The sequence below is a fragment of the Streptomyces sp. HUAS 31 genome, from assembly GCF_028198125.1.
Lineage (GTDB): Bacteria > Actinomycetota > Actinomycetes > Streptomycetales > Streptomycetaceae > Streptomyces > Streptomyces chartreusis.
Genome location: NZ_CP116353.1, coordinates 6,440,153 through 6,465,528, shown reverse-complemented (window position 1 = coordinate 6,465,528; position 25,376 = coordinate 6,440,153). Strand labels below are relative to the sequence as shown.

Below are 25,376 nucleotides of genomic sequence, written 5' to 3'. Positions count from 1 at the left end.
CCGCTCCCGACCCCACTGCCCCGCGTCGTCCTCCGGCAGGAGTGCCGCTGCCTGGTGTTGGGTGTGTGCGGCTGCTATTTGGGCTTCCGTTACGACGTCTCCGCGTTCGCGCACCAGGTCTTCATAGATTGGCAGGTGATCGTTTTCGGCGGGGGTGCGTGTCACTGTGCTGTCCTTCCGGTGGGTATTGCCGTCAGGCCCTGTTCAGGCGAGCGGCAATTCCGTGGCCGAGGGCCAGATAGAGGACGGCGGGAAGGCCGTAATTGAGGATGACTCGTAGGCCCTCTGTGTCCATCGTGAAAATGTCGCGTGCCCATCCGGAGAGCAGGTCCGCCGCGCCGTGGACGAACTCCACGAAGGCGTTGCCCTGGTTCGCGTCGAGGAGGTACAGGACGATCCACAGGCCGAGCAGACCGGCCGCGACGTCGGCGATCGTGCAGATGGTGAGGGCTGCTCTGCGGGCGGTGGCCCGGTTGCGGGCCGTGCGGTCCTGGGGCGGGTGCTGGTCGTACGTCTGGTATCCGGATACCGGGTCGGTGTTCAAAGGAATTCCGATCTGACGCGTTGATTGGCCGACTGGGCACCGCACTGCGCCGGGATTCGGGCTTTGTGCGGTGACTTCTTTCTGCCTAGTTCTGCGTCAGACGAATGCGACCGTGTTACACCACTGTCGGGGACATCCCAAATATGGTGGGCTGGCGTTCTGTTCGGGCACTCGGTCAATTCTTCACATGCGCGCGCACATTTGCGGATGCGGTGCAGGACTCGTGACGGATCAGGAGCCGCCGGCGGTCGGGAGCATCGCCCAGACCGTCTTGCCCAGGGGATGCCGCCGGGTCCAGCCCCAGTGTTCGGACAGGCTGTCGATGATGCGCAGTCCGCGACCGTGCTCGTCGAAGGGGTCGGATGTGTGCGGGTACACCGGCGGGCGGTCGCTCGGGTCGGTGACCGCGCAGACCAGGTGGGCCGGGCGGCGGACGCTGAGCCGGAGCCAGATGCCGGGGTCGGCCGAGGGGCGGGCCGCGGAGTGCGGGGCGGCGTGCAGTACGGCGTTGGCGAGCAGCTCGGTGACCACCGTCAGGGCGTCGGGGCCGCAGTGGTCGAGCTCCCAGCTGCTCAGAGTGCGACGGACGAAGTCGCGGGCCTCGGCGCAGCCCCGTTCGGCGCCGACCAGGCGTAGGACTGCGGAGCGGGGTGCTGTGTGCTCGGACTCCGGTGTGGCCAGCCGGCGTGGGCCCGGGGGGCCGCTGTGTGCCGGTGGCGCTGTCCTCAACGCCTCATGTGACGCAGCGCCACGGGGCAGTCGGAGCCCTTCGTACGCAGGTAACGACACAACGTCTCCCCTGATACACGGTCAGGACGGGGCGTCCGCGCTGCACTTGACGCCACGGGCTATTATCCACGCCAACGGCGTCTCCGTGCAATTTCACGGGAAATTTCGCGTGAGATGTCGGCGTGGAGCTCGTGGTGCGGTCCGGGTCCGCTGTGGCTTCGGGCACGCACGTGACGGAACGTGAGCAAGGAGAGTGCAGTGCCAACAGCACCGAACGGCGTACGGGCAGACTCGTTGGGCGTCCGCTGGATCAAGAGCCGGCACAGCAATGCCGAGGGCAACTGCGTCGAGGTTGCCGCCCTGGGCGACGGCAGCGTCGCGATGCGCAACTCCCGCCACCCCGACGGACCGGCCCTCGTCTACACCCCTGCCGAGATCGCGGCCTTCCTGGCCGGCGCGAAGGATGGTGAGTTCGACCACCTGGCTTGAGACGGACCGGCCGACACGGGGCGGGCCTGCGTGCGGCAAACCCAGGCAGACCCAAGCAGACCCAAGCAGACCCAAGCAGACCCAGGCAGGCCCACATGAGACGGCCCGCGCGACACGGGCATCTGCCCCCTGAACGCGTGACCGGTGGAGGGCGAAACGCCGCCCGCAAACGGAAGTTGAGCCTTCCACTTCTCGCGGTACCGGCGCCGCGAGGCGACGGGATGCGATAATGCGGTCTGTCGTCTGCCGGTCTACGGGGAGTCAGGATGTCGCCCGAGTCACCTCGCATCTCCCGTCTCGAACCCTATCTGGACCGGACCGAGCCCGCCCCGACCTTGCTGAAGATGCTGGTCGGCGTCCAGTTGGGCGGCCTTCGCGAGGACCTCGGCCTGTCCCAGGACCAGGTCGCGCGGGCCGTGGGATTCAGTCCGGCCAAGCTGTCGCGCATCGAGGCGGGCAAGGGCCGTCGGCCTCCGACCGAGGCGGACGTGCGGGCCCTGCTGGAGCACTACGGCACCGAGGAGTACGAGGCGTCGGTACTGCTTCAGCTGCTGCGGCGCGCCGGTGAGCCGGGCTGGTGGCAGCGCTATGACAAGCGGCTGATGCCGGAGTGGTTCGACCGGCTGGTCGGACTCCAGGAGGCCGCGACTTCCATCCGTACCTTTGAACTCCAGTACGTGCCGGGCCTGTTGCAGACCGACGACTACACCCGGGCGGTCGTCGAGCGTGGGCTGCCGACCGCGCCGCCCCGTGAGGTGCAGCGGCGGGTCGAGCTGCGGATGCGCCGGCGGCAGCTGCTGCACCGCCCGGACGCGCCCCAGCTGTGGGCGGTCGTCGACGAGTCGGTGCTGCTGCGGGTCCTGGGCAGCCGTGAGGTGATGCACGCTCAGCTGGAGCACCTCGTGGAGATGGCTCAGCGGCCGCATGTGACCGTGCAGATCGTGCCGCTGGACGTCACGAACGCCTCGGCGCCCGCCATGCCGATCACCTATCTCCGGTTCGGCGGCGTCGATCTGCCCGACATCGTCTATCTGGAGCACATCAAGAGCGCGGCCTTCCTGGAGGACCGCGACGAGACCGAGGAGTACCGCCTCGCCCTGGACCGCCTGGGCGACGAGGCCCTCAACCCGCGGGAGTCGCTGGAGCGGCTGCGCGAGACGATGAAGCGGTACGCATAAGCAACAGCGGCTGTGGGAGCGGCGGTGATGACGCCGCTCCCCTGGCCTCCGGTCCCTGCACCAGCCGGCCCGCTCCCCCCGGCTTCCGGCCCCTACACCAGCCGGCCCACGCCGCCGAACTCGATCCACTCCTGGGTGAGTTGCCGCGGTGCCACCTCGGTGTCCGGGCGCCAGGTGGAGACCTCCACCAGGCCGGGCTCCAGGATCTCCAGGCCGTCGAAGTACTCCGCGACGTCCTGCTGCTGACGTACCCGGCCCCAGTGCCCCTGCGTCGCCTGGTCCATGAAGTCGGTGACGAACTTGCGGACCTCGGGGTCCTCGCTGACCAGCTGGCACATCACCATGAAGCTGCCGGGCGCGAGACGCTCGCGCACCCTGCGGGCCACGGCGAGCGGGCCGTCGGTGTCGCTGTCCGGGATGCAGTGGAACACCGAGTTGAACAGCACCGCCACCGGCTGCGAGAAGTCGATCAGGCGCTCGGTGTCCGGGTGGGAGAAGATCTGGTCCGTCTCGCGCATGTCGGCGTGGATGACGGCGGTGTTGTTGTTCTGGTCCAGCAGGGCGCGGCCGTGGACCAGGACCATCGGGTCGTTGTCGACGTACACCACGCGCGAGGCGGGGTCGACGGCCTGCGCGACCTGGTGGACGTTGTTCTGGGTGGGCAGGCCGGAGCCGTGGTCGAGGAACTGCCGGATGCCGAAGTCGCCGGCCAGGGTGCCGACGACCCGCTGGAGGAAGCGGCGGTTGTTCAGGGCGAGGGCCCGGGTGCTGGGGACGACCTTGTCCAGCTCCTCGCAGGCGGCCCGGTCCGAGGCGTAGTTGTCCTTGCCTCCGAGGTAGTGGTCGTACATGCGCGCGGCCGTGGGGACCGTGGCATCGATCGACGTGGACAGCTTTCCAGGCTCCATGGCTTCCCCCAGGGGCAGGACGGCCGAGGAGATCACCTCGCCGACAACACATCCTAGGGAGACCGCAGTTGGTGGGGCCAGTCCATCGGTCAACGACCGGGAGAATGGCCCCCTTGACGGAGGGACGGGGCACGGAATTCGCTGCTGGAAAGCGGCGGAGGTGTCCGGGAACGACACCTCTCGTCCGGGACATCCTGAATGTCGTTGTGTCGTCAAACGTTCGTAGGTGCCTACGAGGTGGCCGTGCCTTGTCCCGGTACGGGCCTTTCAGCCGTGTCCCTCTCGGCCGTGGCGAGCCGTCCGTGAGGGCTTCTCGGTCGCCTTTCATGATCAGGGCTGTGCGGCCCGCTTCTTCGAACTAGGGTTCTTGACCGGAAGCCACATTCGACGGGGGTACGCACGTGGCCGATGCGGCGCGCTCGCAGGACGACACCGCGCACGACGGGGGGAAGACCGGCCGGTTCACCGGCATGGGGCCCTTCATGCTCGTCTGGAGCGGGCAGGCGGTGTCCCTGGTCGGCAATTCCGTCCTGCGGTTCGCCTTCGTCTTCGAGACCTGGTCGGCCACCGGCCGCGCGACCGCGCTGACCACCCTTTCGCTGTGCGCTCTGCTCCCCCAGGTACTGCTGAGTCCGCTCGCCGGAGCCTTCGTCGACCGCGTCAACCGGCGTACGGCACTCCAACTCGCCGACGGTGGCGGGCTGCTGGTCGTGGCGCTGCTCGCCGTCCTGCACTTCACCGGCGGCCTGCACACCTGGGAGGTCTACGGGGCGGTCATGCTGCTCGGCGGTGCCGCCGCGTTCCAGTTCCCGGCGCTCGGCGCGGCCGTGCCGCTGCTGGTGGACAAGCGCCAACTCCAGCGTGCGAACAGCCTGTTGGCGAGCGCCAAGAGCACCGCAGACGTCGGCGGCCCGGCACTCGGCGGGCTGCTGGTGGCGTTCTCCGGGATCGGTTTCATCCTCGTCGCCGACCTGGTGAGCTTCGCTCTCGCGCTGGCCGCGATCCGGGTCGTACGGATGAAGGGGGACAACGGGCCGACGGCGAAGGCGGCCGGCGGTCCGCGCAAGAAGCTGGTCGCCGAGGCCGTCGAGGGGATGCGTTTCCTGTTCCGCTTCCCGAGCCTGCGCGATCTGATGCTGGCCTTCTGCTTCGTCAACCTGGTCATGGTCTTCGGCTTCGCCGCCGTACAGCCGATGGTGCTGGCGCGCTCCGGCGGGGAGACCTCGGCGCTGGCGAGCGTCAACACCGCGATCGGGGTCGGCGGGGTCGCGGGCGGGCTGCTGATGGCGGCCTGGAGCGGGCCGCGGAACCGGGCCCGGGGCATGCTGCTCGGGATCATCGGCATGTGTCTGTCCGCCCAGGTGGCGATGGCGCTGGCCGGCGAGGTGGTCGGCTGGTGCGCGGCCATCCTGGTGGGCGCGGCGCTGATGCCGATGATCAACGGCACGATGCAGGCGATCGTGCAGACGAAGGTTCCGCAGGAGTGGCACGGCCGGGTCTTCGGCGCGGTGGTGTTCCTGTCGCAGCTCTCCGTCCCGCTGGCCACCGCGGTCTCCGGTCCGCTGGCCGACCATGTCTTCGAGCCGCAGGCCGCGGACGGCGCCGGCATCTTCGTGGTGCTCGGGCCGCTCCTCGGGGACGGGCCCGGCAGCGGCATGGCCGCGATGCTGCTCATCGCCGGGCTGTGCGGCGTCACCGTCGCGGTGCTCAGCATGTCCCGGCGCACGGTTCGTGAGATCGACTCGCTGCTGCCGGATGTCGCCGACGACTCCGCGGAACCCACCGACGGCGACGGCTCCGCGCGGCCCGGCGATCCCGAGGCCCCGCAGAGCACCGACAAACCCGACAACCCCGAGAACAAAGCACTCGTGGAGGGCTGACCATGACCACCAATCCGTTCGAGGACGAGAACGGGACCTATCTCGTCCTCAGCAACGCCGAGGGCCAGTACTCGCTGTGGCCCGAGGGGATCGCCGTGCCGGGCGGGTGGGACGTGGCGCTGACCGCGAGCAGCCGTGCCGAGTGCCTCGCCCACGTCGAGGCCAACTGGACGGACATATGTCCCGCCCCCGCGGGCGCAGACGCCTGAGATGGGATCGACGGGGGCGTTGCACGGTGTGCATGAACTCTTCGCTCAGCAGGCTCGACGGACACCGGCGGCGACCGCGCTGGTGCACGGCGGGCAGCGGCTGAGCTACGGCGAACTCGACGCACGTGCCGACCGGTTGGCCGGGCTGCTGCGGCGGCACGGTGTCCGGCCGGGAGCCCTGGTGGGCGTGTACCTGGAGCGGTCCGCCGAGATGGTGGTGGCACTGCTCGGCACGCTCAAGGCCGGTGCCGGCCATGTGATGCTCGACCCGGACCTTCCGGCGGAGCGGCTGCGCGGGATGGTGGCCGACGCGGGGGTCGGTGTGGTGGTGTGCCGCCGCGGGGACCGGCAGCCGGTGACCGCGGCCCTGTCGGTGGCGGTGGAGGACGCGGAGCAGTCTCAGCCGATCGAACCCGGCGCCGTGGCCGCACGGCCGCACGACCCCGCCTGCGTGATGTTCACCTCCGGCTCCACCGGACGTTCGAAGGGCATCGTCGCCCCCCATTCCGCGATCACCGGGACGCTGACCGGGCAGGACTTCGCGTCCTTCGGGTCCGGCGCGGTGTGGTTGCAGTGCTCCCCGGTGTCCTGGGACGCGTTCGCGCTCGAGCTGTGGGGGCCGCTGCTGAACGGCGGCCTGTGCGTACTGCACCCAGGACAGCGGCCGGACCCGGTGGTGATCGCCGAGCTGGTCGACCGGCACGCCGTGACCTCGCTGTACCTGTCGGCCTCGCTGTTCCACGTGGTCGTCGACGAGTATCCGCGGGCCCTGGACGGCGTACGCGAACTGATCGTCGGCGGCGAGCCGTTGTCGCCCGCGCACGCGGCCCGCGCGCTTCGGCGCCACCCCGGGCTGCGGCTGAGCAACGGCTACGGCCCGGTCGAGGGCATGGTCTTCCTGACCGTCCATCCGGTCACCGCCGAGGAGGTGCGAGTGGGCCGGCCGGTGCCGATCGGGCGCCCGCTCGCGGGCAAGCGGCTCAGGGTGCTGGACGAGCGGCTGCGGCCCGTCGCGGACGGCGGGGTGGGTGAGCTGTACGCCGCCGGGGCGGGTGTCGCCCTCGGCTACTGCGGCCGGCCGGAGCTGACGGCCGAGCGGTTCGTGGCCGACCCGTACGGGCCCTCGGGCGAGCGGATGTACCGCACCGGGGATCTGGTGCGGCGCCGGGCGGACGGGGTGCTGGAGTATCTCGGGCGGGCCGACTCCCAGGTGAAGATCCGCGGGTTCCGGGTGGAGCCGGGCGAGGTGGAGACGGTTCTGGCGGGTCACCCGGGCGTGGTCCGGGCCGCCGTGATCGCCCGGCCCGACAGCACGGGCGAGAAGCGGCTGGTCGCGTACGTCGTCCCCCGTGACGGGGACCTGCGGCGGCCCTCGGAAGGGGAGTTACGCGCGCACGCGGCTCGACTGCTGGCCGACTATCTGGTCCCGGCCGCCTTCGTCCTGCTGGATGCCCTGCCGCTCACCCCCAACGGCAAGCTGGACCGCGCCGCCCTGCCGGAGCCCGGCCCGGTCACCGGCTCCCTCGACTCGGCGGCCGGACGGCGTCCGTCGGGGCCGGTGGAGGAGGCGCTGTGCGGGCTGTTCTCCGAGGTGCTGGGGGTGGCGTCCGTGGGCCCCGAGGACGACTTCTTCGAGCTCGGCGGCAACTCGCTGATGGTGGCCCGGCTGCTGGGCCGGATCCGGCTGACGCTGGGCGCGCGGGTCGGCGTACGGACGCTGTTCGAGTGCCGGACGCCGGCGGCGTTACTGCCGCACGTAGAGGAGACGGCAGGGAAGAGCGACCCGGCCGACGCGCCCGCCCCGGTCCCGGCCGGTGACACGCTGACCCTCTCCTACGCCCAGCGGCGCCTGTGGTTCCTGGACCGGGTCGACGCGGGCACCGCGTACACCCTGCCGGTGCTGGTGCGGCTGCGCGGTGCGGTCGACGCGGAGGCGCTGCGGGCGGCGCTCGGGGACGTGGCGGCGCGGCAGGCGGTACTGCGGACGGTGTTCGAGGAGAGCGACGGCGAGCCGAGGCAGCGGGTGCTGGACGGGGCCGAGGCACGGCCGCGGCTGCGGGAGGTCCAGGTCGGTTCCGGAGAGTTGGCGGGGGCCGTCGCCGAGGCCGCCCGGCACCGCTTCGACCTCGCCGCCGAACTGCCCCTGCACGCCGTGCTGTTCGGTGTCTCCGACCGGCCGGGTGAGTATGCGCTGCTGCTGGTGCTGCACCACATCGCGGGTGACGGCTGGTCCCTGCCGCCGCTGTTCCGGGACCTGTCGCGGGCCTACGCCGCCCGCGCCGCCGGAGCAGTGCCGGAGGCGACCGCGCCGCCCGTGCCGTACGCCGACTTCGCCCGCCGCCAGCGGGACCGGCTCGGCGCACCCGACGATCCCGGGTCGGTCGCGTCGGAACAACTCGCCTTCTGGCGCAAGGCCCTGACCGGTCTGGCGCCCGGCGGTCCGCTGCTCCCCCGCCGTCCCGGACGGCCCGCCGTGCCGGGCCGGGCCGCCGACACCGTCGTACGGCGGCTGGACGCGCCGACGCACGCGCGGATCGTCGATGCGGCGCGGGAGCAGGGCGCCACGCTGTTCATGGCGTTGCACGCCGCCCTGGCCACCGCGCTGGTGCGGACCGGCGCGGGCGAGGATCTCGCGGTCGGGTCGCCGATCGCCGGGCGCGGGCACGACGGCACGGTGGACGACGTCGTCGGGTTCTTCGTCAACATGCTGGTGCTGCGCACCGACGCCTCCGGCGACCCGACCGCCCGGCAGCTGCTCGCGCGGATCCGGGAGACGGCGCTGGACGCGTTCGCCCACCAGGACGTGCCGTTCGAGGAGGTGGTGGACGCGCTGGGTCCGGTACGTCCGCCGGGGCGGCAGCCGTTCACCGAGGTGGTGCTGGCGTTGCAGAACAACGCCCGCGCCGAGGTCGACCTGCCCGGCGCCACGACCGGCGTGGAGCCGCTGCGCACCGGCACCGCCCGGTTCGAGCTGCTGGTGGACGTGACGGACGACCACTCACCGTCGGGCGCGCCGGACGGCATGACGCTGGTCTTCGAGTACCGGACCTCGTGTCTGGAGCCGGAGTTCGTGGACGGGCTGGCGGACGCGGTCGTCGAGGCGCTGCGCGCGGCGGCCGACGGGCCGGACCTGCCGCTGTCCCGGCTTGCGCTGCCCGAGCCGTCCCGGCGGGCGGACCCGGCGCGGGACGCGGTGCTCGCCCCCGCCCCCGCCGACGACGGCCCGGCGGACTCGGCGCTGCACCGGGAGATCGCCGCCGTGTGGTCCGACGTCCTCGGCGTCGAACGCGTCGGCCCGCACGACGACTTCTTCCGGCTGGGCGGCAACTCCCTGCGCGCGGTGCGGGTCGCGGCCCGCCTGACCGGCGCCGGGCGCACGGTGACCGCCGCCCAGCTGTTCACCTCGCCCACGGTCGCAGCGCTCGCCGCCGAGCTGGAGCGGGCGCCGGCCGAAGCCCCCGCCGCACCGGCGCCGATCCCGCGCCGGCCGCGCGTTCCCCGGCAGCCCGGCCGCGCCGGCCGTACCGAAACCAGCCAGAACGAGGTGCCATGGACCTGAGCGTGATGTTCTTCGGCGCCGACAGCCCCGCGGACCCGGCGGCCGCGCCCCGGCACAGCGAGGCCTACGACGACATCCTCACCGTCGCCCGTACCGCGGACCGGCTCGGCTTCCACGCGATCTGGACGCCCGAGCGGCACTTCCAGCAGGTGGGCCAGGTGTTTCCGAGCCCGCCGGTGCTCAGCGCGGCCCTCGCGGTGGCGACCGAGCGGATCAACATCCGGGCGGGCAGCGTGATCCTGCCGCTGCACCATCCGCTGCGGGTCGCGGAGGACTGGGCGGTCGTCGACAACCTCTCGCACGGCCGGATCGGGCTGTCGGCCGCGACGGGCTGGCACTCCGCCGACTTCGTGCTCGCGCCCGGCAACTACGAAGACCGCCGGGAGCGGACCCTGCGGGACATCCCGCTGCTGCGGCGGCTGTGGGCGGGCGAGGAGGCCGAGTTCACCGACGGCACCGGCGCCACCGTCACCGTCCGGCCGCAGCCCCGGCCCGTGCAGGACACCCTGCCGCTGTGGCTGACGAGCTCCGGCAACCCCGCGACCTGGGAGGCGGCCGGAGGTCTGCGGGCCGGGGTGCTCGGGGCGACCGTCGGACAGAGCCGGGAGGAACTCGCCGAGCGGATCGCCCGTTACCGGGCCGCCTGCGCCGCCGCCCCCGACCAGGGCGGCACCGACGCGCACGGCCGGGTGACGCTGATGGCGCACACGTTCGTCGGCGCGGACGACGAGGAGGCACGGGGGCTGGCCGCCGAGCCGCTGAAGCGGTACCTGCGCTCCTACGTGCGGCAGACCACCGCGAACCGCACGGCCGACAGGGCGACGGCGGAGCTCACCGAGGAACAGACCGCGCTGCTCGCCGAGTTCGCCTTCCACCGCTATCTGACCTGGGGCAGTCTGCTCGGCTCCGCCGCGACCTGCCGGAAGATGCTCGCCGACCTGCGCGAACTGGGCTGCGACGAGGTCGCCTGCTTCGTGGACTTCGGCCTCGGCCGCGACGAGGTGCTGGCCGGGCTGCACCGGCTGGCGGAGCTGCGGGAGGACGTGGCGTGACACGGCATTTCGCGGACTTGCGGGAGGACGTGGCGTGACACGGCATTTCACGGTCTTCCGGGAGGACGTGGCGTGACTGCAAGGGGATGCACGGCCTACCCGGAGGCCGTGGCGTGACGACAAGGGGCTTCACGGCCTTCCGGGAGAGCGTGGCGTGACAGGGGATTTCGCGATGGTCCGGGAGGACGTGGCGTGACGGGGACTACGGGGGCGGCGGCGGCCGGTGCGTCGATGGCCGAGCGGTTCGGCGCGCTCAGCGGTGGGCAGCGGATCCGGCTGATGCGGCGGCTGGTGGAGTCCGGGCAGCTCGGGCTGATCCCGGCGGTCGTGCCGGCGCGCGACGGGGAAGGTCCGGTGCGGCTCAGCCCGGCGCAGGAGGACCTGTGGGTGTACGAGTCGCTGTATCCCGGCACTCCGGCGCTCAACCTGTGCTGCGCCTACCACTTCGACGCCCCGACGGACCCGGACCTGCTGGAGACGGCGCTGACGCTGGTGCGCCGCAACCACGACGTCCTGCGGGCCCGCATCGACGGTGAGCCGGGCGCGCTGAGCGTCACCTTCCCGCCCGAGGAGCGGTTCCGGCTGGAGCGGCAGGACCTGCGGGGCACCGGCGTCGCCATCGCCGAGGCCTTCGAGACCTTCCGGCGCCGGCCCTTCGACCTGGCGGGCGAACCACTGATGCGGGCCCGTCTGGTCACGGTCGACGACCGGCGGGCCACGCTGATGCTGAGCCTGCATCACGTCATCGCCGACTGGTGGTCCTTCGACGTGCTCCAGGCCGAGTTCGCCGAGGCCCACCGCGCGCTGCGCTCCGACGGCGCGCCGATGCCGGCCCGGCCCCGCGTCCAGTACGCCGACTTCGCCTCCTGGCAGGGCGAGTTGGAGGCGTCCGGCGTCTTCGAGGCGCGGCTGGCGTTCTGGCGCCGCTACCTCTCCGAGCCGCCGGGGCCGCTGACCGTGCCCGGTGCCGGTGCGGGCTCGTCCGGGGAGATCGCCCAGATCCCGTTCCGCGTGGACGCCCCGACCGCCCGGGCCGTACGGGCGCTGGCCCGCGAGCGCGGCGCGTCCGTGTACGTCGTCCTGATGGCGGCCTTCGCCGTCCTGGCGCACCGCCTCACCGGCGCCGACGACATGGTGCTCGGCACCCCGACCGCCAACCGGGCCGCGAAGGGCCTGGAGCGGGTCATCGGGTACGTCATGAACGCGATCCCGACCCGCTGGCGGATCCGGCCCGGGGACTCCTTCGCCGATGTGCTGGCCCGGTTCGCGGCCGACTTCCCCGAGCTGATGGCCAACGCGGACGTACCGGTGGGCCGGATCGTGTCGGCGGTCGCGCCCGACCGCAGCGTCGGGCGCTCGCCGCTGTTCCAGTGGGTGTTCATGCACCTCACGCAGCAGCGGAGCGTGGCCGCGCTCAGGGAGTTCAGCGAGCCCGAGCGGATCCACACCGGTGGTGAGCACGACCTCGTGGGCATCGTCCGGGACGCCGACGACGGCACGATGGACGGCAGCTTCGAGATCCGCACGGCACTGTTCGACGCGGACGTCGTACGGCACTGGACGGACGCCTATCTGGAGCTGTTGCGCCGCTTCACCGCCGACCCCGAGGTGCCGCTCGCCGAGGTCGGTCTGCTGTCCGAGGCGGGCCGGACGCGGCTGCTGGAGCTCGGCGTCGGCCCTGACGCACCCGAGCCGGTGTCGCTGCCCGACCTGGTGGCACGGCAGGCTGCCCGCACCCCGGACGCGCCTGCGCTGGAGGCCGGGGCGCTGGCGCTGACCTACGCCGAACTCGTGGACCGGGTCGACCGGTTGGCCGAGGCGTTCGCCGAGCACGGGGCGGGGGCCGGTGCGGTCGTGGCTCTCGCGCTGGGGCGCACCCCGGCGATGGTGCCTGCGTTGCTGGCGGTGCAGCGGGCCGGCGCCGCCTATCTGCCGGTGGATCCGGACTATCCGGGCGAGCGGATCCGGGTAGCGCTGGAGGACGCGAAGCCGGTGCTGGTGGTTGTGGGTGAGCGGGGGGTGCCGATCGATACCGATGTGCCGACCTTGGTGTTGAGCGGATCGCTGGAATTGCCACGCGGTGAAGTCGAGCGGGTGCCGCGCCGTCGTGGCTTGTCGCGCAGTTCCCCGCGCCCCTTGAGGGGGTCGACGCCGGCGTATGTCATACACACCTCCGGGTCCACCGGGCGTCCCAAGGGCGTTCTCGTTCCGCACACCGGTCTTGCCGCCCTCGCTCATGGGCTCGTGGACGCCATGGCGCTGGCGCCGGAGACCAGAGTTCTGCAACTCGGGTCGCCCGCGTTCGACATCTCCGTGGCCGAGATGTGCATGGCGTTCGGGTCCGGCGGGACGCTGGTCGTGGCGCCGGACGGGCCGCTCGTCGGGCAGGGGCTGGCGGAGGTGCTGACCGGGCTGCGGATCGGCGCCACGATGCTGCCGCCGTCGGTGCTGGCGACCCTCCCCGCCGGGGAGTACCCGGACCTGCGGTCGCTGGCCGTGGGTGCGGAGGCGTGTCCGCCGGAGCTGGTGGCCCGCTGGGCCGTCGGTGGACGGCGGTTCCACAACGCGTACGGTCCCACCGAGTTCACCGTCGCCGCGACGGTCTCCGGGCCGCTCACCGGCGACGGGACGCCCCCGCCGATCGGCGCCCCGCTGCCGGGCACGCGCGCGTACGTCCTCGACGAGCGGCTGCGGCCGGTGCCGCCGGGGGTGTGCGGTGAGCTGTATCTGGCGGGGCCGGGTGTGGCGTACGGGTATCTGGGCCGGGCGGCGGCGAGTGCCGAGCGGTTCGTGGCCGACCCGTACGGGGCGCCCGGCACGCGCATGTACCGCACCGGGGACCTGGCCCGCCGCCGGGACGACGGGCAGCTGGAGTACCTGGGCCGCTCCGACGACCAGGTGAAGATCCGGGGGCAGCGGATCGAGCCGGGCGAGATCGCGGCCGTCCTCACCGGGCATCCGTCGGTCGAGCGGGCGGTGGCCGTCGTGCGGGAGGACCGGCCGGGCAGGCCGCGGCTGGTCGCGTACGTCGTCGGTCGTGACGGTCACGGGCCGGTGCCGGACGCGCTGCTGGCGTACGCCGCCGGGCGGTTGCCCGCCGCGATGGTGCCCGGCGACGTGGTGGTGCTGGACGCGCTGCCGCTGGCCCCCAACGGCAAGCTGGACCGGGCGGCGCTGCCCGCGCCGGGGAGCCGGCCGGACGGCGCCGGGCGGGCACCCGAGGGCGTGCGCGAGGTGGCCCTGTGCGCCCTGTTCGAGGAGGTGCTCGGCGTCCAACGGGCCGGCGCCGACGACGACTTCTTCCGGCTGGGCGGCGACAGCATCATGGCGATCCAGCTGGCCGGGCGGGCGGCCGGGGCGGGGCTCGGCATCACGCCGCGTGATGTGTTCACAGCCCGGACGCCGGCCTCGCTCGCGCTGACCGCGCGGGAGACCGAGGGACTCGGCGAGGACGCCGGCACGGGACGTTTCCCGCTGACGCCGGTCATGCGCTGGTGGCGCGAACAGGGCGGGGACGCGTCGGCGTTCACGCAGTCGATGCTGTTCCCGGTGCCGGCGGGCGCGGGCCCGGAGCGGGTCGAGGCGGCCGTGCGTGCGCTGGTCGAGCGGCACGGGGTGCTGCGGATGCGGCTGGTGGACGGGGAGCTGGAGATCGGCGAGGCCCACCCCGAGGTGACCGTGGCGCGCGTCGAGGTGCCCGCCGGCGCCGATGTCCGGGAGCTGGCCGACGAACTTGCGGCCGCGGTACGCCTCGACCCGGAGCGGGGCGAGATGGTGCGGGCGACCTGGTTCGACGGGGACGCCGAGCGGCCGGGTCCGCTGCTGCTGACGGTGCACCATCTCGCGGTCGACGGGGTGTCCTGGCGGCTGCTCGGCCCCGAACTGGCCGCCGCGCTGGCCGGGGAGCGGCTGCCGGAGCCGCCGGGCACGTCCTTCGCGCGCTGGGCCCGGCTGCTGGCCGAGGAGGCGGTGCGGCCCGGGACGGCCGACGTGGAGTCGGTCCGGTGGGAGGGGATGCTGGGCGGCCCGGACGCGCGGATCGCGGGCGGCCGGGGTGCCGGGGCGAGCCGTGCCGTGCTCACCGTCGAACTGACGCCGGAGGTCACCGGGGCGGCGCTGTCCGAGGTGACGGAGGTCTTCCACTGCGGCCCGGACGCGGTCCTGCTGACCGCGCTGGCCGCGGCGGCGGTACGGCACCGGGGCAACGGCACCGGTCTGCTGGTCGCTCTGGAGGGCCACGGCCGCGAGGGGCTCTCCCGGCCGGCCGACGTCTCCCGTACCGTCGGCTGGTTCACCACCCAGTACCCGGTCCGTCTGGACGCGGGCGCGGCGCTCGGCGCGGACTTCTGGCAGCCCGCGCGGGACGCGGCCGGTGCGGCGCTCAAGCAGGTCAAGGAGCGGCTGCGGTCCGTGCCGTCGGGCGGCCTGAGCTGGGGTCTGCTGCGCCATCTCAACGCGGACACGGCCCCGAAGCTGGCCCTGCTGCCGGTCCCCGACCTGCGTTTCAACTACCTGGGCCGGTTCTCCGGCGGCGACACGGCCGACGGCGAGCTGCTCGGCATGGCCGCTGAGGCGCTGCCGCTCGGGCACGCCGTGGAGATCGACGCGGTCGTCCTGGAGCGGGGAGCCGGGCGGCCTTGTCTGAGCGCGGCGTTCTCGTACGCGCGCGGGGTGCTCGGCGAGGACGAGGTGCTCGCGCTCGCGCGGCTGTGGTGCGAGGCGATCGAGGTGCTGGTCGAGCACGCCCGCCGGGACGGTTCGGGCGGTCACACCAGCTCCGACTTCCCACTGGTCGACCTGTCCTCGGATCAGCTCGCCCTGCTGGAGGACGACTTGGGGTTCGAGGACCTCGACGAAGAAGGGGACGACTGATGGGCGGCCGTATCGCGGACGTGCTGCCGCTCTCCCCCGCCCAGGAGGGCCTGCTCTTCCACGCCCTGCGCGATCCGGAGCGGCCGGACCCGTATCTGGTGCAGGCCCGGTTCCGGATCGCGCCCGGCGTCACCGGCGAGGCCCTGCGGGCCGGGGTCGCGGGACTGCTGGAGCGGCACCCGAACCTGCGGGCGTGTTTCCGGCACGAGCACGTGGAGCGGCCGGTGCAGGTGGTTCCGCGGGCGGTGAGATTGCCGTGGACGGAGATCGACGGCACCGGGCAGACCCGTGACGAGGTGGCGGCGGAGCTGGCCCGGCTCATGGCCGAGGACCGCCGCGTACGCTTCGACCTGGCCCGCCCGCCACTGCTGCGGGCCACCCTGGTCCGGCACGACGAGGGCGCCGAGCTGCTGCTGACCCTCCACCACATCCTGCTGGACGGCTGGTCGCTGCCGTTGCTCGCCCGGGATCTGGAAGCGCTGACGGCACAGGACGGCGAACTTCCGCCCGCCGTGCCCTTCAAGCAGTACCTGGTCTGGCTGAAGGGCCAGGACCACGACCGTGCCGAGGCGGCCTGGCAGGCGGCGCTGGGAGGGCTGACCCGGCCCGTGCCGTCGGCTCAGCACGACCCCGACGCCCCGGAGGACACGGTCGACGTCGAGCTCACCCCCGAGCTGACGGCGGCGGTCACCCGGCGCGCGGCCGACGCCGGCGTCACCGTCAACACCGTGGCGCAGACGGCGTGGGCGCTGGTGCTGGCCCGCACGACCGGCGCCGAGGACCTGGTCTTCGGCGCGGTCGTCTCGGGCCGGCCGCACGATCTGCCGGGCGTCGAGCGGATGGTGGGGCTGTTCATCAACACGCTGCCGGTGCGGATCGCACTGCGTGCGGGCGAAGGCGTCGACGAACTGCTGGCCCGGGTGCAGAGCGAGCAGCTGCGGCTGGCGCCGTATCACCACGTACGGCTGTCGCAGGTGCAGCGGGCGGCCGGGGCGGGCGAACTCTTCGACACCGTCCTGGCCTTCGAGAACTTCCCGCGCGCCGAAGGCCCCGCCCCGGCGGTGGAGCTGATCGGGACACGGGACGCGACCCACTACCCGGTGACGATCGCCGTGGTCGCCGCCGAACGGATGCTGCTGCGGGTCGGCTGCCGCGGGGGCGTCCCGGCCGCCACGGTCGGCGCGCGCCTGGTGCGTGCCTTCGAGGCGCTGACGTCCGCGCACGACACGCCCGCCGACCGGCTCGACGTCCTGCCGCGGGAGGAGCGGCGGCAACTGCTCGCGCAGGCCGAGGGCCCGACTCGTGCGCCGTCCGGCGCCTTGAGCATCCCCGGCCGCTTCGCCGAGCAGGTGGCCCGCACACCCGACGCGCCCGCCGTCGAGTCCGACGGCGAGGTGCTGACGTACGGCCGTCTCGACACGGCGTCCGACGCCCTGGCCGGGCGGCTGCGGGAGGCGGGAGTTCGGCCCGGCGACACGGTCGCGCTGCCGCTGCCCCGTTCCGTGGCGATGGTCGTGGCACAACTGGCGGTGCTGAAGGCGGGCGGGTGCTGTCTGCCGCTGGATCCGGGGGCTCCGGCCGGACGGCTGGCGGCGCTGGTGGGGGCGGCCGGCGCGAGGGTGGCGGTGGCGGACGGGGACGTACAACTTCCGGCGGGGACACAGGTGTTGGCGACCTCGGGCCGCCCGGAGTCGACCGTTCCCCTGCCCCCCTCCGTGCACCCCGAGTCCGCCGCGTACGTGATGTACACGTCCGGGTCGACGGGTGAGCCCAAGGGGATCGTCACCCCGCATCGAGCCGTCGTGGAGCTGGCGTCCGACGGCCGTTTCGCGGGCGGCGCGCACGAGCGGGTGCTGCTGCACAGCCCGCACACCTTCGACGCCGCGACCTACGAGACCTGGGTTCCGCTGCTCAACGGCGGCACGGTCGTGCTCGCGCCGCCCGGACCCGTCACTCCCGATCTGCTGAAGAGGCTGCTGCCCGAGGGGCGGGTCACCGGGCTGTGGCTGACCGCCGAACTGCTGCGCACCGTCGCCGAGATCGCGCCCGAGGTGCTCGGCGGTGTGCGCGAGGTGTGGGCGGGCGGGGACGTGCTCGACCCCGAGGCGGTCCGGCGGGTGCGCGAGCGGTGCCCCGGCACGCGGGTGATCAACGGCTACGGGCCCACCGAGACGACCGTGTTCGCCACGGCCCACCCGGTGACGGGGGCGATCGGCGCCACCGTGCCCATCGGACGGCCGCTCGACAACTCCCGCACCCACGTCCTCGACCGTCTGCTGCGCCCGGTACCGGCCGGCGCGGTGGGCGAGTTGTACGTCGCGGGCAGCGGGCTCGCCCACGGCTATCTGAACCGTTCGGGCCAGACCGCCGAGCGCTTCGTCGCCGACCCGTACGGGCCGCCCGGCACCCGCATGTACCGCACGGGCGACCTGGTGCGCCGCCTCCCCGGCGGTGAGCTGGAGTTCGTGGGCCGGGGCGACGACCAGGTCAAGGTGCGCGGCTTCCGGATCGAGCCCGGCGAAGTGGAGGCCGCGCTGGCCGCCTGCCCCGGTGTGGAGCGGGCCGTGGTCGCCGCGCGCCCGGGACCCGGCGGCGGCAAACGGCTCGTCGCCTATGTCGTGGGCGGTGACCTGGACCTCGTACGCGAGCACGCGGCGCGCACGCTGCCCGCGCATCTGATGCCGTCGGCGTGGGCGCGCCTGGACTCCGTCCCGCTGACCGGGCACGGCAAGGTCGACCGGGCCGCGCTGCCCGAACCCGAGCCGGAGCGTGCTCGGTCGGGGCACGGGCGGATCGCCCGGCCGGGGCCTGAGCAGCGGCTGTGCGCGCTGTTCGCGCAGGCTCTCGGCGTCGACGCGATCGGTCCCGACGGCGACTTCTTCGGGCACGGCGGCCACTCGCTGCTCGCCCTGCGGCTGACCGCGAACATCCACACGGAGCTGGGGACCCGGGTGTCACCCGCCACGCTGTTCGAGGCGCCGACGCCGTCCGCGCTCGCCGCCCGTCTGACCGCGGGCCGTACTGAGGAGGACGCGTACGCCCCGCTGCTGACGCTGCGCCGCGAGGGCGACCTGCCCCCGCTGTTCTGTCTGCACCCGGGGCTCGGCCTCGGTTGGGCCTACGCGGCCCTGCTGCCGCATCTCGCCCCCGGGCGGCCGGTGTACGCGCTCCAGACGCCGGTGCTGCACGGCGGACAACTGCCCGCGTCGCTGGGCGAGTTGGCGGAGAGCTGTGTGCCGATTCTCCGGGCGGTGCGCCCGCACGGGCCGTATCTGCTGCTCGGGCGGTCCTTCGGCGGACCGTTGGCGCACGAGCTGGCGGTGCGGCTGCGCGCGGCGGGCGAGGAGGTCGCGCTCGTCGCCGTCGTGGACGCGATGCCGAAGTCGCCCGAGGTGGCGCGGGTGCCGCTGGACCGAGCGGTCGTGGAGCAGGCGGCGCTGGGCAACCTGCTGCGCAACGCGCTGCCCGGCGTCCCGGCCGGACCGGGCCCGCTGGACCGGGCCGAGGTGGTGGCCCGCGTTCACGCGCACAGCGCGCTCCTCGCCGACCTGGACCGGCCGCGCATCGGCGCGCTGGTCGGCGCCATGGAGCGGTACATCGAGATGGCGCGCGCCTGGCGGCCGTCGCCGTACGACGGCCGGGTCACCCTCTTCTCCGCCACCCGCGCCGCCGAGGCGACGACCGGGGAGAAGAGCGCGGCGTGGCGGGCGTGCGCGGCCGCTGTGGACGTGCACGAACTCGACTGCGAGCACAGCGATGTGCTCACACCGGGACCGGTCGGCGAGATCGCCGCGGTCGTGGAGAACGTACTGGCAGACCTGGCGGAACCGGCCGGGGACCGCACGGGGGGACGGAGCACAGGCAGATGACCGCTGACGACATCGGCACGGCCGGGGCGTACGACGAGGCCCTCGGGGAGCCGGAGGAGTACGAGTTCCCGACCTCGGACGCGCAGGCCCGGCTGCTCGTCCTCGACCACATGGACCCGGGTGCCGCGACCTATCACGTGCCGGCGGCCTTCGTCGTGCGCGGGTCGTTCGACGCGGCGGCCTTCGGGCGGGCGCTGGACGCGCTCGTCGCCCGGCACGAGTCGCTGCGCACGGTCTTCCGCACCGGCCCCGACGGGGTGCCGCTGCAGATCGTGTCCGCGGCCGGCCGGGTCGAGCCGCGCGCGGAGCACGACGTGCCGGTGGCCGACGTGGAGGCGCGGATGCGCGTGGAGGCGGCCCGCCCCTTCGACGTGTCGGCCGGACCGCTGCTGCGCTGCACGCTGTACGCCATGACCGACGGCAGCCACCGTGTGCTGCTGGTCGCCCACCACCTGGTCTGCGACGGCTGGTCGCTGGGTGTGCTGCTGCGCGAGCTGTCGGCCGGGTACGAGAACGAGACCAAGGGCCTGACCCACAGCCCGCCCGAACTCCCCCTGCAGTTCCCGGACTTCGCGGCCTGGCAGCGGGAGCGGCAGGCGGCGGGCGAGTACGCCGGCTCGGTGGCGCACTGGGCCGAGCGGCTGCGGGGTGCTCCGGAGACGGTCGCGCTGCCGCTGGACCGGCCGCGCGCGGCGGTACGCACGGCCGCGGGCGGCACCGAACGGTTCACGCTGCCGGCCCGCGTGCGCGAGCGGATCGCCGGGACGGCACGGACGCGCGGCGGCACCCCGTTCATGGCGGTGTTCGCCGCGTACGCCGCGTTCGTGAGCCGGCTCTCCGGCTCCGAGGACCTGGTGATCGGCTTCCCCGTCTCCGGCCGGGACCGTCCCGAGCTCCAGGACATGGTCGGCATGCTGACCAACACGCTGGCGCTGCGCGTCGACCTGTCGGGCGACCCGTCGTACCACGACCTGATCGACCGTCTGCGCACCGCGCTGCTGGACTCCCAGCCCTACCAGGACGCCCCGTTCGAGGCGGTCGTCGACGAGGTGGCCCCGGCCCGCGAGATCAGCCACGACCCGGTCGTGCAGGTGGTCTTCGGCTACGACGACGACACCGAGCTGAGCCTGCGGCTGGCGGGCGCCGAGGTCGACCGGGTCCATGTCGGCCTGGACACCGCGAAGTTCGACTTCCACCTTCAGGTGGAACGCTGGGGCGAGGACCTCGCCGCGTACCTGATCTTCCGCACCGCCCTGTTCGACGCGGAGACGGTACGACGCTGGGTGCGCTGTTTCGAAACCCTGCTGGAGGGTTTGCTGGACCGCCCGGACGCCCCGCTGTCGACGATCGACATACTCCCGGCGGCCGAAAAGGAGCGCATGCTGACAGCGCCCCAAAGGGGCGCGGGGAACTGCGCGACCAGCCACAACGATCCCGCAGCCGCCCACTTGGTACCCGACCTGGTGGCCCGTCGCGCCACCACCCGGCCGGAGGCCACCGCACTCGTCTGCGGCGACCTGCACCTGACCTACGCCGAACTCCTCACACGGGCCGACCGCCTCGCCGCCCGCCTCCAGACACACGGCGTGCGCCGAGGAGACCGCGTCGGTCTCCTCCTCCCCCGCGGCGCCGACATGGGCATCGCCGCCCTCGCGGTCCTGCGCGCCGGCGGCGCCTACGTGCCGCTCGACCCGGCACACCCCCCGGCCCGCCTGGCCTACATGATCACCAACTCGGGCACCTCACTGCTGCTGACGGCGGCGGAGACCACGGGCGCGGCAGGAATCGACGTACCGGAACTACGGGTGGACCAGGAGACGGAATCGTCGCCGCCCCCGCTCACCCCCGTGGAATGCGCCCCCGACGACCTCGCCTACGTCCTCTACACCTCCGGCTCCACCGGCGTCCCCAAGGGCGTTGCCGTGGAGCACCGGGCGCTGCTCAACCTCGCGGTGAACGTCCGCCCCGTGTTCCCGGTGACCGGGACGGACCGGGTCCTGCAGTTCGTGTCGTTCGGCTTCGACGTGGCCGTGTCCGACCTGTTCTTCCCGTGGGTCGCGGGCGCCGAGCTGCACATCGCGCAGGAGGACGAACGGCTCGGCGAGGCGCTTCAGGCCCGGCTGCGGGACTCCCGCATCACCTACGTGTTCCTGCCGCCGTCCGCCGCGATGACGCTGCCCCGTGCCCCGGGCGCGCTGCCCGACCTGCGCACGCTCGCGGTCGGCGGCGAGGCGTGCCCGGCCGAGCTGGTCGAGCGGCTGGGTGAGGAGGGCCGCCGGATCGTCAACGCGTACGGCCCCAGCGAGGCGACGGTGTACTCGACCACGGCCGATCTGCGGCCGGGCGAGCCGGTGGTGATCGGCCACGCGGTGCCCGGCTCCCGCGCCTACGTCCTGGACGGCCGACTGCGCCCGGCCCCGGTCGGCGTGACCGGTGAGCTGTACGTCGCCGGCGCCACCCTCGCCCGTGGCTACTTCGGCCGGCCGGGCATGACGGCCGAGCGCTTCGTCGCCGATCCGTACGGTCCGCCCGGCGCTCGTATGTACCGCACCGGGGACCTGTGCCGGATCGACGCGCGGGGCGTCCTGCACTACCTGGGCCGGAGCGACTCGCAGGTGAAGCTGCGCGGCTACCGGATCGAACTCGGCGAGATCGAGGCCGTCCTGGCGGGCCATCCGGAGGTCACGGTGGCCGCGGCGGCGGTGCGCGGCGAGGGCGCCGAGCAGCGGCTGGTGGCGTACGTGGTCGGGCAGGACCCGGCCCCCTCGGACGAGGTGCTGCGGACCCTGCTCGCCGGCCGGCTGCCCGGCTACATGGTCCCGGAGGTCTTCGTACGGCTGCCGGAGCTGCCGCTCAACCGCTCCGGCAAGATCGACCGCTCCCGGCTGCCCGAACCGCCCTCCTCGCGCCCCGAGCTGAGCGGGTCGTACACCGCGCCGGACAGCGCGGCCGAGCGGCGCGTGGCCCGGGTGTGGCAGCAGGTGCTGACCCTGGACCGGGTCGGCGTCCACGACAACTTCTTCGACCTGGGCGGCAATTCGGTACGGCTGCTGGCCGTGCTCGCGGCGCTCCAGGAACACCCGGAGTACACCGACCTCACCCTGATCGACCTGTTCCGGCACCCGACGGTCGCCGCCGTGGCGGCCCATCTCGACCGGGCGGCCGAGCAGGGGGCGCCCCACGAGGAGGCGGCCCGGCGCGGCAGCGACCGCCGGGCCGCCCTGCACAAGCTCCGTTCCAGGAAGGGCACGACGCGATGACGACCGAGGAAGCCGCACAGCACGACCTTGAGCCGGCGGTGGCCGTCGTGGGGATGAGCGGACGCTTCCCCGGCGCCCCCGACCTCGACGCCTACTGGGCCAACCTGCGCGACGGCGTCTGCTCGCTGTCCGCGTTCACGGAGAAGGAACTGCTCGCCGACGGGGCGGACCCGGCCGAGCTGCGCAATCCCGCGTACGTCCCGGCGCAGGGGCATCTCGCGGACGCGGACCGCTTCGAGGCCGAGCTCTTCGGCTTCAACCGCACCGAGGCGGCGGCCCTGGACCCGCAGCACCGGGTGCTCCTGGAGACCGCCTGGTCGGCGTTGGAGGACGCCGGGTACGCCCCGCTGAACGCCCCTTCCAGGACCGGCGTCTACGTGGGCGGCAGCCCGACGGAGCACGCGCTGGCCGCCGGTACCGACCCGGCGCTCGCCGGGTCGATCGGCGCGCTCCAGGTCCGTATCCTCACCGACCGGGAGTTCCTGGCGCCGTGGATCTCCTACCGGCTGGGGCTGGACGGGCCGAGCATGACGGTCCAGACGGCCTGCTCGACGTCGCTGACGGCGGTCCATCTCGCCGTGCAGGCCCTGCTGCTCGGCGAGTGCGACACCGCGCTCGCGGGCGGCGTCGCCATCGGCACCGTGCGCAGACAGGGCTACGTCCACTACCAGGGCGGCGTCTTCTCCCCCGACGGCCGCTGCCGCCCCTTCGACGAGAAGGCGGCCGGCACGGTGCCGGGCAGCGGGGTGGGCGTGCTGGTGCTGCGGCGGCTGGAGGACGCGCTGGCCGACGGCGACCCGGTGCGCGCGGTGATCCGGGGCACGGCCGTCACCAACGACGGGGCCGGCAAGGTCGGCTTCACCGCTCCGGGCGTGGACCAGCAGACGGCCGCGATCACTCAGGCGTGGGCGGCGGCGGGTCTGGAACCGTCGGCTGCGCAGTACGTGGAGGCGCACGGGACCGGGACCGAGCTGGGCGACCGGATCGAACTGGAGGCGGCGAGGGCGGCGTTCACCGCCGGAGCCGGCCCCGATGGCATAGCGCTCGGCTCGGTGAAGTCGAACATCGGGCACGCGGACGCGGCGGCCGGTGCGGCGGCGCTGATCAAGACGGTCCTGATGCTGGAGCACGCGACGCTGGCCCCGACGGTGGACGTCACGAGCCCGGTCGCCGCCCTCGCGGACTCGCCGCTGCGGCTGGTGACCGAGGCCCGTCAGTGGCCGGCCAGGCCGGACCTGCCCCGGCTGGCCGGCGTGACGTCGGTCGGTATCGGCGGCACGAACGTGCACGTGGTGGTGCAGGAGGCACCGGCACGCGAGCCGCGCGCGGCGGTCGGCGCCCGCCCGACGGTCCTGCCGCTGTCGGCCCGCACTGAGCGTCAACTCGCGCTCGTGGCATCCCGGTTGGCGGCACGTCTGCGCGAGGCGGACGCCCCCGCCCTGGCCGACGTCGCGCACACCCTGCGCACCGGCCGGGTCGGGATGCCCGTGCGCGCCTACGTGGTCGCCGCCGGCGCGCGGGAGGCGTCGGACAAGCTCATGGCGCTGGCCGAGGGGCGACCGGATCCGGTGCGGGACCCGTCGGGCGAGGCGTGGCTGCGGGGCGAGGAGGCGGCCTGGCCGACGCTCGACGGCGAGGTGCGCCGGGTCCGGCTCCCGGCGTATCCGTTCGCGGGCGAGAGCCATGGCGCGCTGACGCTGCGCGGCCCGGCCGCGCATGAGCCGGCCGAGAGCGCGGCGCCCGCGCCGGGCAGCGAACTGGAGGCCGAGGTCGCCGGGTTGGTGATCGAGGCGCTGGACCTCGACGGCCCCGCCGGTCTGGAGAAGACATACTTCGAGGCGGGCGGCGACTCGCTGACGGCCGTGCATCTGGCCGGACGGCTCCGCGACGAGCTGGACATCGACGTACCGATCCAGCTGTTCCTGGAACCGATCACGCTGAAGGAGATGACGATCCGCATCGTGGAGATCAAGGAGGGCGGCGGGGCGGACGGCGCCCTGGACGCCCTGCTCGCCGAGTTCGAGGCGGAGTCGTGACCGCCCCCGACATCCACACCCGCTGGCTGCGGGGCGTGAGCACGCCCGGCGCGAAGGTCCGGCTGGTGTGCTTCCCGCACGCGGGCGGCGCGGCGGGCACCTTCCACAGCTGGGCCGCGCTGACACCGCCGGAGATCGAGGTGCTGTCGGTGCAGTACCCCGGCCGCCAGGACCGGCTGTCCGAGCCGTGTCCTGCGACGATGGACGAGCTGGCGGACGCGATCACGTCGGCGCTGCTGGCGGAGCTGACGGACGATCTGCCGCTGGCGCTGTTCGGCCACAGCATGGGCTCGTCGGTGGCGTACGAGGTGGCCCGCCGGCTGGAGGGGATCCCCGGCCGCACCCTCACCCGGCTGATCGTGTCCGGCCGGACCAGGCCGCGTCTCGCGCAGGAGCTGGCGCCCCGGCCGGTACCGACGGACACCGACATCCTGAACCACGTCCGCAGGCTGGACCCCGAGGGCGCCGCGCTCTACGAGAACCCCATGCTGCGGAGCGTGATCATGCCCGCGCTGCGCGGGGACTTCGGGCTGCTCGCGGCGTACCGCCCGGCACACCTGCACAGGCTGGACGTTCCCGTCACGGCCTGCGGGGGCGACAGCGATCCCGCGTGCCCGGTGGAGGACCTCTCGGCCTGGTCGGACGTCACGACCGAGGGGCTGGACGTCCGGGTCTTCGAGGGCAATCACTTCTATCTCACGCCGAGGCAGGAGGAGTTGGTCGGGTTCATCACCGCACGGCTGCTGTGAGGCGGGCCGCCTCACCGGGCAACCGCCGTGAGGCCGGCCGCC

The 25,376-nt window shown here is 73.5% G+C and carries 14 protein-coding genes; 11 read left to right on the top strand and 3 right to left on the bottom strand.

Features of this window, described 5'->3' with window-relative positions; all coding sequences use genetic code 11:
• Positions 1–193: 193 nt before the first annotated feature.
• Both PGH47_RS28900 and PGH47_RS28895 read right to left on the bottom strand, forming a co-directional pair.
• Complete coding sequence (locus PGH47_RS28900) at positions 194–550, bottom strand: hypothetical protein (protein ID WP_443048619.1); 357 nt, start codon at positions 548–550, stop codon at positions 194–196.
• Between the two features lie 225 nt (positions 551–775).
• Positions 776–1,273: an ATP-binding protein gene (locus tag PGH47_RS28895; protein WP_271665820.1), complete on the bottom strand. Its 498-nt coding sequence runs from the start codon at positions 1,271–1,273 to the stop codon at positions 776–778.
• A 258-nt stretch (positions 1,274–1,531) separates the two neighbouring features.
• Here PGH47_RS28895 and PGH47_RS28890 point away from each other — a divergent pair, with 258 nt between their 5' ends.
• Both PGH47_RS28890 and PGH47_RS28885 read left to right on the top strand, forming a co-directional pair.
• Positions 1,532–1,762, top strand: a complete 231-nt coding sequence (locus tag PGH47_RS28890; protein WP_107902826.1) for a DUF397 domain-containing protein — start codon at positions 1,532–1,534, stop codon at positions 1,760–1,762.
• Between the two features lie 266 nt (positions 1,763–2,028).
• A complete protein-coding gene (locus PGH47_RS28885; RefSeq protein WP_125527902.1) occupies positions 2,029–2,940 on the top strand; it encodes a helix-turn-helix domain-containing protein in 912 nt (303 codons plus the stop codon).
• A gap of 92 nt (positions 2,941–3,032) precedes the next feature.
• Here PGH47_RS28885 and PGH47_RS28880 read toward each other — a convergent pair whose 3' ends face one another.
• The gene (locus PGH47_RS28880; protein WP_271665819.1) at positions 3,033–3,848 is read right to left on the bottom strand and encodes an SAM-dependent methyltransferase; all 816 of its coding nucleotides are present in this window, start codon (positions 3,846–3,848) and stop codon (positions 3,033–3,035) included.
• 401 nt (positions 3,849–4,249) lie between these two features.
• Here PGH47_RS28880 and PGH47_RS28875 point away from each other — a divergent pair, with 401 nt between their 5' ends.
• The 9 genes from PGH47_RS28875 to PGH47_RS28835 all read left to right on the top strand — a co-directional run bounded on the left by PGH47_RS28875 (position 4,250) and on the right by PGH47_RS28835 (position 25,334).
• Positions 4,250–5,728 (top strand): MFS transporter, encoded by a 1,479-nt coding sequence (locus PGH47_RS28875; RefSeq protein ID WP_271665818.1) that lies wholly within the window; start codon positions 4,250–4,252, stop codon positions 5,726–5,728.
• 2 nt (positions 5,729–5,730) lie between these two features.
• Entirely contained in the window at positions 5,731–5,937 is a 207-nt protein-coding gene (locus PGH47_RS28870) for an MbtH family protein (RefSeq protein WP_271665817.1), read from the top strand.
• 28 nt (positions 5,938–5,965) lie between these two features.
• Positions 5,966–9,496: an amino acid adenylation domain-containing protein gene (locus PGH47_RS28865; RefSeq protein ID WP_271665816.1), complete on the top strand. Its 3,531-nt coding sequence runs from the start codon at positions 5,966–5,968 to the stop codon at positions 9,494–9,496.
• Positions 9,487–10,548, top strand: a complete 1,062-nt coding sequence (locus tag PGH47_RS28860) for a MupA/Atu3671 family FMN-dependent luciferase-like monooxygenase (protein ID WP_271665815.1) — start codon at positions 9,487–9,489, stop codon at positions 10,546–10,548. The genes PGH47_RS28865 and PGH47_RS28860 overlap by 10 nt, the downstream gene beginning before the upstream one ends.
• 192 nt (positions 10,549–10,740) lie before the next feature.
• Entirely contained in the window at positions 10,741–15,420 is a 4,680-nt protein-coding gene (locus PGH47_RS28855; RefSeq protein ID WP_271665814.1) for a non-ribosomal peptide synthetase, read from the top strand.
• A complete protein-coding gene (locus PGH47_RS28850; RefSeq protein WP_271665813.1) occupies positions 15,420–19,289 on the top strand; it encodes a non-ribosomal peptide synthetase in 3,870 nt (1,289 codons plus the stop codon). The genes PGH47_RS28855 and PGH47_RS28850 overlap by 1 nt, the downstream gene beginning before the upstream one ends.
• Positions 19,286–22,549: a non-ribosomal peptide synthetase gene (locus PGH47_RS28845; RefSeq protein WP_271665812.1), complete on the top strand. Its 3,264-nt coding sequence runs from the start codon at positions 19,286–19,288 to the stop codon at positions 22,547–22,549. The genes PGH47_RS28850 and PGH47_RS28845 overlap by 4 nt, the downstream gene beginning before the upstream one ends.
• A complete protein-coding gene (locus PGH47_RS28840; RefSeq protein WP_271665811.1) occupies positions 22,546–24,585 on the top strand; it encodes a beta-ketoacyl synthase N-terminal-like domain-containing protein in 2,040 nt (679 codons plus the stop codon). The genes PGH47_RS28845 and PGH47_RS28840 overlap by 4 nt, the downstream gene beginning before the upstream one ends.
• Positions 24,582–25,334, top strand: coding sequence for a thioesterase II family protein (locus tag PGH47_RS28835; RefSeq protein WP_271665810.1), 753 nt, complete (start codon positions 24,582–24,584; stop codon positions 25,332–25,334). The genes PGH47_RS28840 and PGH47_RS28835 overlap by 4 nt, the downstream gene beginning before the upstream one ends.
• Positions 25,335–25,376 lie beyond the last annotated feature (42 nt).